Genomic DNA, 8,207 nt, shown 5'->3' with positions numbered 1-8,207 from the left:
CGCAGGCGGGGTGGGGCGCAGGCGGGGTGGGGCGCAGGCGGGGTGGGGCGCAGGCGGGGTGGGGCGCAGGCGGGGTGGGGCGCAGGCGGGGTGAGGGCTGATCACAGCAGGGCCGCGGCCAAGGCGACCGCGGGCGGTAGGAACTGGCCGAGTGCGCCGGTCCAGCCGGTGCCGCGCGGGCGGCCCAGGGCCAGGGCGTCGGAGATCGCCAGCACGATGCCGGCCAGTGCCATGAACGCGCAGGTGTAGAGCACGAGCGCGCGGCCGGCGGTCTCGGCGCCGGTGTGCAGCAGGACCAGGCCGAGAATCGTGCCGCCGCCCAGGAACAGGTTGTAGAAGCCGACGTTGAACGACCACAGCCGGATCGCCGGCAGGTCCTTCGTCGCGAGCTTGAAGACGCCCCGGTGGACGGCGGGCCGGTCCATCAGGAACGACTCGAACACCCACACCACCACGTGCACCAGGCCCGCCACCCCGGCGGCGACCTGCGCGACGGCGTTCACGACCAGCCCCCGACGGTGACGCCGTGCCGGCCCGCGGCCTCGGCGAGCGGCCTGCCGGTCGGGTCCGGGGAGACGGCGGCGTTGAGCAGAGTGGTCATGTCGTCGAGGGTGTGCGCGGCGGGTGCCGCCTTCCATCCCGGAAATGTGGGATGCCCGCACGGCCCGGCCGGCGCGCATACTCGCTGTCGTGTGGGAAGGCCGGGCACGCTCCGCGCGGCGCGAGGTCGCCGCCCTCGCCTCGGCCGGCCTCGGGGTCGCCGAGCTGCACACCGCCGCCATCGAACTGGTCGACCGGGTGGTGCCGACCGAGCTGACCTGCTGGGCGTCGCTGGACCCGGACACGGTCGTGATCAGCAGCATGACCAGCGGCGCGGCCCGCATCCCGCAGCGCTTCGAACCCCTGCTGGCGACCTTCGAGTACGACGGCCGCCAGCCGCACGCGTTCGCCGAGCTGGCCCGGCGGCCGGTGCCGGCGGCGCGGCTGTCCGAGCTGCCCGACCGCGACCGCGCGCGCAGCGGCCGGCTCAACGAGGTGTGGCGGCCGTTGGGGCTCGCGCACGAGCTGCGGGTGGTGTTCCGGGTGGACGGTGCGTGCTGGGGCGCGGCGGGCCTGGTCCGGCGCGGCGAGTTCAGCGACCGGGAGGTCGAGTTCGTCCTGTCCGTCGCGCCCGCGCTGGCGTCGGCGACCCGGTTGGCGGCGCGGTTCGGGGGCGGTGGTCCGGACGAGCCGCCCGGGATCGTCGTGGTGGGCGGTGACGGTCGGGTGCGGGGCGCCACCGGTGCGGCGCGGGCCTGGGAGCGGGAGTTGGACGAGATCGCGCCCGGCCGGTTCGCGGTGCTGGTGCGGGCGGCGGTGGTCGGGGCGCGGGCGTCGGCGGCGGGCACCTTCCGGGCGCGGGTGCGGGACGCGGCGGGTGGCTGGGTGCGGTTGTGCGCGGACCGGCTGGTGGGCGCGGACGACGACGAGGTGGCGGTGACCGTCGCGCGGGCGTCCGGTGAGGACCTGTTGGCGCTGCGGTGCGCGGCCTACGGGTTGACCGCGCGCGAGCGCGAGGTGTGCGACCAGGTCATCGCGGGTCTGTCCACTGTGGACATCGCGGATCGGCTGGACATCTCCGCCCACACCGTGCAGGACCACTTGAAATCGGTGTTCGCCAAGCTGGACGTGCGCAGCCGGGGCGGCCTTGTTGCCACCTTGCGGCGGGAACAAGTGGGCGACTGAAGGTCAAGCGACGATCGACGGGGTCGGATCGGCCGGGGTGTGGGTCATCATGACGCGGGCTTCGTCCCCATCCCTGCACGGAGGACTCCGCATGTTCCAGAAATCCCCGGCCGGGCGCACCCGCAGCGCCCTGCTCACCGGCGCTCTCGCCGTCGGCGCCCTGATCGTCCTCGGGCCGACGGCCGACGCCGGTGGCGCCGTCGCGGCCCGCTCCGCCGACTGCGTCACCGAGGGCCAGTCCGCCGCGCGCGGCAAGCCCGGCACCACCGGCCAGGACCGCAACGAGATCAGCCAGGCCGAGGCCGAGGCCATGAACCGCGACCTGCGCGAGCGCGTGGCGGCGGCGAAGGCGTCCGGCGACCTGACCGCGGCGGCCGGCGGCACGATCCAGGTCGTGTTCCACGTGGTCACCGGCACCGGCGGCGTCGGCAACGTCTCCGACACCACGATCGCCGAGCAGATCAAGGTGCTCAACGCGGGCTTCGCGGGCTCGGAGGCGCCGGGCGTCGCCGCGAACACCGGCTTCACGTTCGTGCTCCAGCAGACCAAGCGCTGGTCCAACAACACCTGGTTCACCGGCGCGGACCGCTCGCGCGTGGAGAAGCAGATGAAGAGCGCGACCCGGGTGGGTGGCGCGTCGACCCTCAACGTGTGGTCGGTGGACATCGACGGCCTGGGCTACGCGACCTTCCCCAGTTGGTACGACCGCAGCCCGCAGCTCGACGGCGTGGTGATCGACTGGACCAGCGTGCCCGGCGGTTCCGCGACCAACTTCGACCTGGGCAAGACCCTGACCCACGAGGTCGGCCACTGGATGGGCCTGTGGCACACCTTCCAGGGCGGCTGCACCGCGACCAACGACGAGGTCGCCGACACCCCGGCCCAGTCCAGCTCGACGTCGGGCTGCCCGGAGGGCCGCGACTCGTGCACGCTGCCGGGCCTGGACCCGATCCACAACTACATGGACTACTCCTACGACTCTTGCTACAACCAGTTCACGCCTGGCCAGAACACCCGCATGCAGAACGCTTGGACGGCGTACCGCGCGGGCAGGTAGGCACTGTTCGCTCTGGGAAAGGTCCCTCGCCTCGTGCGGGGGACCTTTCGCTGTTCGGCGCTGGGACACGCGCAAGATCACCCGATGGGCGGAACCTGGCCGGTCCGGGGGCTGGTTGTCGTCGGTTCGAGATGTGGTGAACCATGACGACCCCTCACCGACTCCGTGTAGTTTTGGAAATGACCGTGCGCCCGGCTACTGGGAGCGGGCTTGCGGGCGGCGGACCCGGAAGCCAGGAGCCAGGGTGGAGTTTCGGATTCTCGGGCCTTTCGAGGTGCACGGCACGAACGGCAGGGCGCGGCTGGGTGGTGCGAAGCAGACCGCGCTGCTCGCCACGCTCACCGCCCAGGCCAACCGGCTGACCACGGTGGACCACCTCGTCGAGTCGACGTGGGCGGACGCGCCGCCGGCCGGGGTCACCGCGGCGGTGCACACGTACGTGTCGCGGTTGCGGCGGGCGTTCGACGCCGTCGAGCCGGACGGTGGGGCTCGGATCGTCACGCGGCCCACCGGGTACCTGTTGCGGTTGGCGCCGCACGAGTTGGACCTCGAGGTGTTCCGCGGGCACGTCTCCCGCGGGCGGGAGGCCGCGGCCGGGGGTCGGTATGCCGAAGCCTCCGCCGAGCTCAACGCCGGGCTCAAGCTGTGGCGCGGACCGGCCTTCGTCGACGTCCTGTCCGATCTGCTGCACCGGACCGAGGCGCCGCGGCTGACCGAGGAAAGGCTCGGCGCGTTGGGGCGGCGCATCGACGCCGACCTCGAACTGGGCCGCCACGCCGACCTGGTCGGCGAGCTGCGGGCGTTGACCGTCGAGCACCCGCTGCGCGAGCAGTTCTGGGGGCAGCTCATGCTCGCCCTCTACCGGGACGGCCGCCAGGCCGAGGCGCTCCAGACCTACCAGGAGGTCCGCACGCTGCGGATCGACCAGCTCGGCATCGACCCCGGCCCCGAGCTCCAGCAGCTGCACCAGGCGATCCTGGCCAACGAACCCGCGCTCAACGAACCCGCGTCCGCGCCGGCGCCGCGCACCATGCCGCCGCCGATGCAGCTCCCCGCCGACATCGTGGGCCTGGTGGGCCGCGAGCGCGTCGCGGACGAGGTGACCGACGTGCTGTGCTCGGGGCACGACGCCCTGCCGATAGCAGTCCTGTCCGGCCTGCCCGGCGTCGGCAAGACCGCGCTGGCCACGCACATCGCGCACCGCCTGCGAAAGCGCTTCCCCGACGGCCAGCTCTACATGAACCTGCGCGGCTACGCGCAGACCGAGCCGGTCACGCCGACCCGCGTGCTGGCGCGGTTCCTGCGCTCGCTGGGCCTCTCCCCCGACCTGGTGCCGTTGGACGTCGACGAGCAGGCGGCGGTGTACCGGTCGCTGCTGGCCGACAAGCAGGTGCTGGTCGTGCTGGACAACGCCAACGCCGCCGAGCAGGTCCGCCCCCTGCTGCCCGCCGACCCGGGCTGCGCGGTGCTGGTGACCAGCCGCGACCCGCTGTCCGGCCTGGCCGTGCGGGAGGGCGCGATCCGGTTCGACCTGGACGTGCTGTCCCCGCCGGACGCCTACGCGCTGCTGGTCTCGCTGCTGGGTCCGGGGTTGGCCGCCGAGGGCGAGGTGCTGGACGAGCTGGCCGCGCTGTGCGGGTACCTGCCGCTGGCGTTGCGCATCGCCGCCGCGAACCTGACCGCCCGCGTGCCGAGCACGTCCGTGCGCGAGTACGTGGAACGGCTGCGGGCCGGGAACCGGCTGGCCGCGCTGGCCGTGGAGAACGACGAGCAGACCGGGGTGCGGGCCGCGTTCGACCTGTCCTACGAGTCGCTGCGGCCGGCGGCGGCGCGGTTGTTCCGGATGGCCGCCCTGGTGCCCGGCCCGGAGTTCACGCCGCACGCGGCGGCGGCGCTGGTGGGCACCGACCCGGCGCGGGCGCGGGAGCTGCTGGGCGTCCTCGCCACCGCCGCCCTGGTGCAGGAGGCCGGGCCGGACCGGTACCAGCTGCACGACCTGGTCCGCGACTACGCCCGCCAGCGCGGCCTGTCCGAGGACGACGAGGCCACCCGCACGGCCGCGTTCGAACGGCTGCTGTCGCACTACTTCCGCGCGACCCGCACCGCGTCCGGCCTGATCGAGCCGATCCGCAAGCCCCCGGAGGAGCCCGCCGGGCTGCGCGAGACGGCGGTGCCGGAGCTGAAGGACCGGGCCACGGCGACGGCGTGGTTCGAGCAGGAGTACCCGAACCTGCACGCGGCCGTCGACCACGCCGCCGAGCACGGGCCGCACCGGTTCGCGTGGCACCTGGCGGACGCGATGTCCTCGCCGCTGGCGCTCGCGCCCCGGTTCGGCGAGTGGGTGACGGTGAGCCGGACCGCGCTGGGCGCGGCGCGCAAGGCCGGTGACCAGGCGGGCGAGGCGATCACGCTGGTCAGCCTGGGCCACGCGTACAACACGACCGGCCGCATGACCGACGCGATCGACACGCTGGAACGGGCGCTGGAGCTGTACGTCCGGCTGGACCGGCCGGTGTACCAGCTGCCGTGCCACCACACGCTGGGCATGTCGCTGATGTGGACCGGGCGGCTGGCGGAGGCGTGCGAGCACTTCAAGCGCACCATCGAGCTGACCGAGACGGTGGACGTCGGCTACTACCGGGCGGGCGCGGTGCACGGCCTGGGCGTGGCCTACCGGTACCAGGGGCTGCTGCCGGAGGCGCTGGAGCAGCTGCTGACGTCGGTGTCGCCGGAGCCCGCGCCGGACGAGTCGTACGTGCAGGTGTCGTGGCGGTTCAGCCTCGGCCTGACCTACCGGGACCTGGGCCGCTTCGACGAGGCCGTGCACCAGCTCGGGGCGACCTTGGCCGCGTACGAGCGGATGGGCAACGCGTTCGGCACCAGCCGGTGCCTGGTGGCGCTGGCGGGCGTGCACGCGTGGCACGGGCAGACCGCCGAGGCGCTGGTCGCGGGGCAGCGCGGGCTGGACCTGAGCCGGCAGGTCAAGCACCGGCGGACCGAGGTGGACGCGTTGAACGTCCTCGGGTCGGTGCACGCGTCCCAGGGCCGGCACGACCGGGCGCGGACCCACCACGCGGAGGCCAAGGCGATCGCCGGCACGATGGGCCCGTACCTGTTCGGCCTCCTGGAGGCGGAGATCGGGTTGGCGTCCACGACCACGACGCTGGGCGACCTGCGCGCGGCGCGGCGGCACGCGGAGATCGCCCTGACCCGCATCCGCGAGAGCGGCTTCCGGTTGCACGAGCCCGCCGCCCACCTGGCGGTGGCCGGGGTCGAGCTCGCGGCGGGAGACCAGGTCCGCGCCGCCGCGCACGCCGAGGACGCCCTGTCCGCGGCCCGCGAGACGACGAGACCGGCCTGGGAGGAACGCGCGCGGTCCCTGCTGGACCGCCTGCACGTGCCGGCGGCCAACCGGCCGGCGGAGCACTGAACAACCCTTCTCGACGAGAAGATCGGGGATCATGAGCGCGCCTGACGCGTCGCCGATCACGCTGGACGACGACTTCGTCCAGCGGCGGCACGACTTCTACCAGCAGCTGCGGCAGGACAGCCCGGTGCGCAGGGCGACCCTGCCCAACGGGCTGCCGGTGTGGCTGGTCACCCGCCACGCCGACGCCCGGGAAGCCCTGGCGAGCCCCTTGCTCAGCAAGGACTCCCAGCGCGCCGCACCGCTGCACGACGAGCAGGAGGAGCGGGGTGTCCAGGTCACCCGACTGGCGAAGATCCTCCAGTCCCACATGCTCAACCTGGACCCGCCCGACCACACGCGCCTCCGCAAGCTGGTGACCAGCGCGTTCACCCAGCGCCGCGTGGAACTGCTGCGGACGTGGGTCGAGGAGGTCACCGACGGCCTGCTGGACGGCCTCGCCGGCCGCGCCGAGGTGGACCTGCTGGCGGAGTTCGCCTTCCCGCTGACCGTGACCGTGATCGGCGAGCTGTTCGGCGTGCCGGCCGACGAACGCGCGGGCTTCCGGGAGATGTCCGACGGCATCGCGTTCGGCGGCACTCCGGAGGCGATGGGCGCGGCGTCCGCCCGGATGGCTGATTACTTGGCGGACCTGGTCGCCCGCAAGCGCGACAGCGCCGACGACGACCTCCTGTCGGCCTTGATCCGCGCCCGCGACCTGGACGACCGGTTGGACGAGGACGAACTGGTCGCGTCGGCGTTCCTGATGCTGACGGCGGGCTACGAGTCCACCGCGCAGTTCATCGGCAACGCCGTGCTGACCTTGGTCGGCCACCCGGAACAGTTGGCCCTGTTCAAGTCCGACCCGGCTCACCTGGTCGGCGCGGTGGAGGAATTGCTGCGTTTCGAGGGTCCGGGCACGATGACGACCCTGCGCTTCACCACCGAGCCCTTGACGTTGGGCGGCGTGGAGATCCCGGCGGGCGAGTTCGTCGTGGTACTGGTGGGCGTGGTGAACCGCGACCCGGCCCAGTTCCCCGACCCGGACCGCCTGGACATCACCCGAGCCGACAACCGACACCTGGCATTCGGCCACGGCGTCCACCGCTGCCTGGGCGCACCGCTGGCCAGGCTGGAGGGCCAGGTGGCCCTGGGCAGGTTGTTCGAGCGCTACCCGGGCCTGGCGCTGGCCGTGCCCCCGGAGTCGTTGCGCTGGAAGGACAGCATCCTGTTCCACGGCCTCGACGCGCTGCCGGTGACCCCCAACCCGAAGGAGACCCAGTGACCACCCCGGACGAGCGGTTCGCCCACGCCGCAACTCCCGACCAGTTATCCCGAACCGTAGACGCGGCAAGGTCCAACGGCTTCACGGTGGAGGTCGTCGACACCATCGCCGAGGCCCGAAAGCTGGTCACCGACCAGCTACCGGTTGACAAGACCATCTTCACCGCCGCCAGCGAAACCCTGCGCCTGTCAGGAATCGCAGAGGACATCGACCGATCAGGTCGTTTCGTGTCCGTGCGGGCACAGTTGGAATTGGACGGCGTCGACCGGGATCCGAACCAGGTCCGCCTCCGGACGGCTACGCCTGATGTGGTGGTCGGCAGCGTCCATGCGGTGACCGAGCAGGGGCATCTGGTGGCGGCCTCGGCTACGGGTAGCCAGTTCGCGCCTTACGCTTTTGGTGCGGGGCAAGCGGTGTGGGTCGTGGGGGCGCAGAAAGTCGTGCCGGACCTGGAGACCGCGTTGACGCGCATCCGGAGTTACTCGCTGCCCAAGGAGAACGAGCGCTGCTTGGCGGTGTATGGGCAGCCTAGCGTGTTGTCGAAGATCTTGATCGTGGAGCGAGAGCTGTTCCCGGGACGGGCGACGCTCGTGCTGGTCCGCGAGCCGATCGGCTTCTAGACCAACCAACTAGCCGTTCTTGGCGCGCGAAGCGCGACCTTCGCGCGCGGAGCGCGCGGTAGGTGTTACCTACAAGTGGAGGGCCTCGGTTCCCCCACCGTATGGCCTGCCCGA

At 72.7% G+C, this 8,207-nt stretch carries 6 protein-coding genes; 5 read left to right on the top strand and 1 reads right to left on the bottom strand.

Translation table 11 applies throughout. The features are described 5' to 3' along the window. Positions 1-101: 101 nt before the first annotated feature. Complete coding sequence (locus tag WBN91_RS35620) at positions 102-503, bottom strand: DUF1304 domain-containing protein (protein WP_337727823.1); 402 nt, start codon at positions 501-503, stop codon at positions 102-104. Between the two features lie 187 nt (positions 504-690). Here WBN91_RS35620 and WBN91_RS35615 point away from each other — a divergent pair, with 187 nt between their 5' ends. From WBN91_RS35615 to WBN91_RS35595, 5 genes are all read left to right on the top strand, one after another. Beyond that, positions 691-1,725 (top strand): helix-turn-helix transcriptional regulator, encoded by a 1,035-nt coding sequence (locus WBN91_RS35615; RefSeq protein WP_337727824.1) that lies wholly within the window; start codon positions 691-693, stop codon positions 1,723-1,725. A 91-nt stretch (positions 1,726-1,816) separates the two neighbouring features. Next, positions 1,817-2,782: a zinc metalloprotease gene (locus tag WBN91_RS35610; protein ID WP_337727825.1), complete on the top strand. Its 966-nt coding sequence runs from the start codon at positions 1,817-1,819 to the stop codon at positions 2,780-2,782. Positions 2,783-3,026: 244 nt separating this feature from the next. Beyond that, on the top strand, positions 3,027-6,212 hold the full coding sequence (locus tag WBN91_RS35605) for an AfsR/SARP family transcriptional regulator (RefSeq protein ID WP_337727826.1): 3,186 nt from the start codon (positions 3,027-3,029) through the stop codon (positions 6,210-6,212). Between the two features lie 31 nt (positions 6,213-6,243). Beyond that, positions 6,244-7,473, top strand: a complete 1,230-nt coding sequence (locus WBN91_RS35600; protein ID WP_337727827.1) for a cytochrome P450 family protein — start codon at positions 6,244-6,246, stop codon at positions 7,471-7,473. Beyond that, positions 7,470-8,093 (top strand): LUD domain-containing protein, encoded by a 624-nt coding sequence (locus WBN91_RS35595; protein WP_337727828.1) that lies wholly within the window; start codon positions 7,470-7,472, stop codon positions 8,091-8,093. The genes WBN91_RS35600 and WBN91_RS35595 overlap by 4 nt, the downstream gene beginning before the upstream one ends. The last annotated feature ends 114 nt before the right edge of the window (positions 8,094-8,207 follow it).

The organism is Saccharothrix sp. CCNWYY140, assembly GCF_037401995.1.
Classification (GTDB): domain Bacteria; phylum Actinomycetota; class Actinomycetes; order Mycobacteriales; family Pseudonocardiaceae; genus Actinosynnema.
This window is presented reverse-complemented; position numbering and strand designations above follow the sequence as displayed.

What these genes read in the sequence shown, in the direction of transcription:
- WBN91_RS35610 (WP_337727825.1), top strand. Translation starts at nt 1,817, where the DNA reads ATGTTCCAGAAATCCCCGGCCGGGCGCACCCGCAGCGCCCTGCTCACC.
- WBN91_RS35600 (WP_337727827.1), top strand. Translation starts at nt 6,244, where the DNA reads ATGAGCGCGCCTGACGCGTCGCCGATCACGCTGGACGACGACTTCGTC.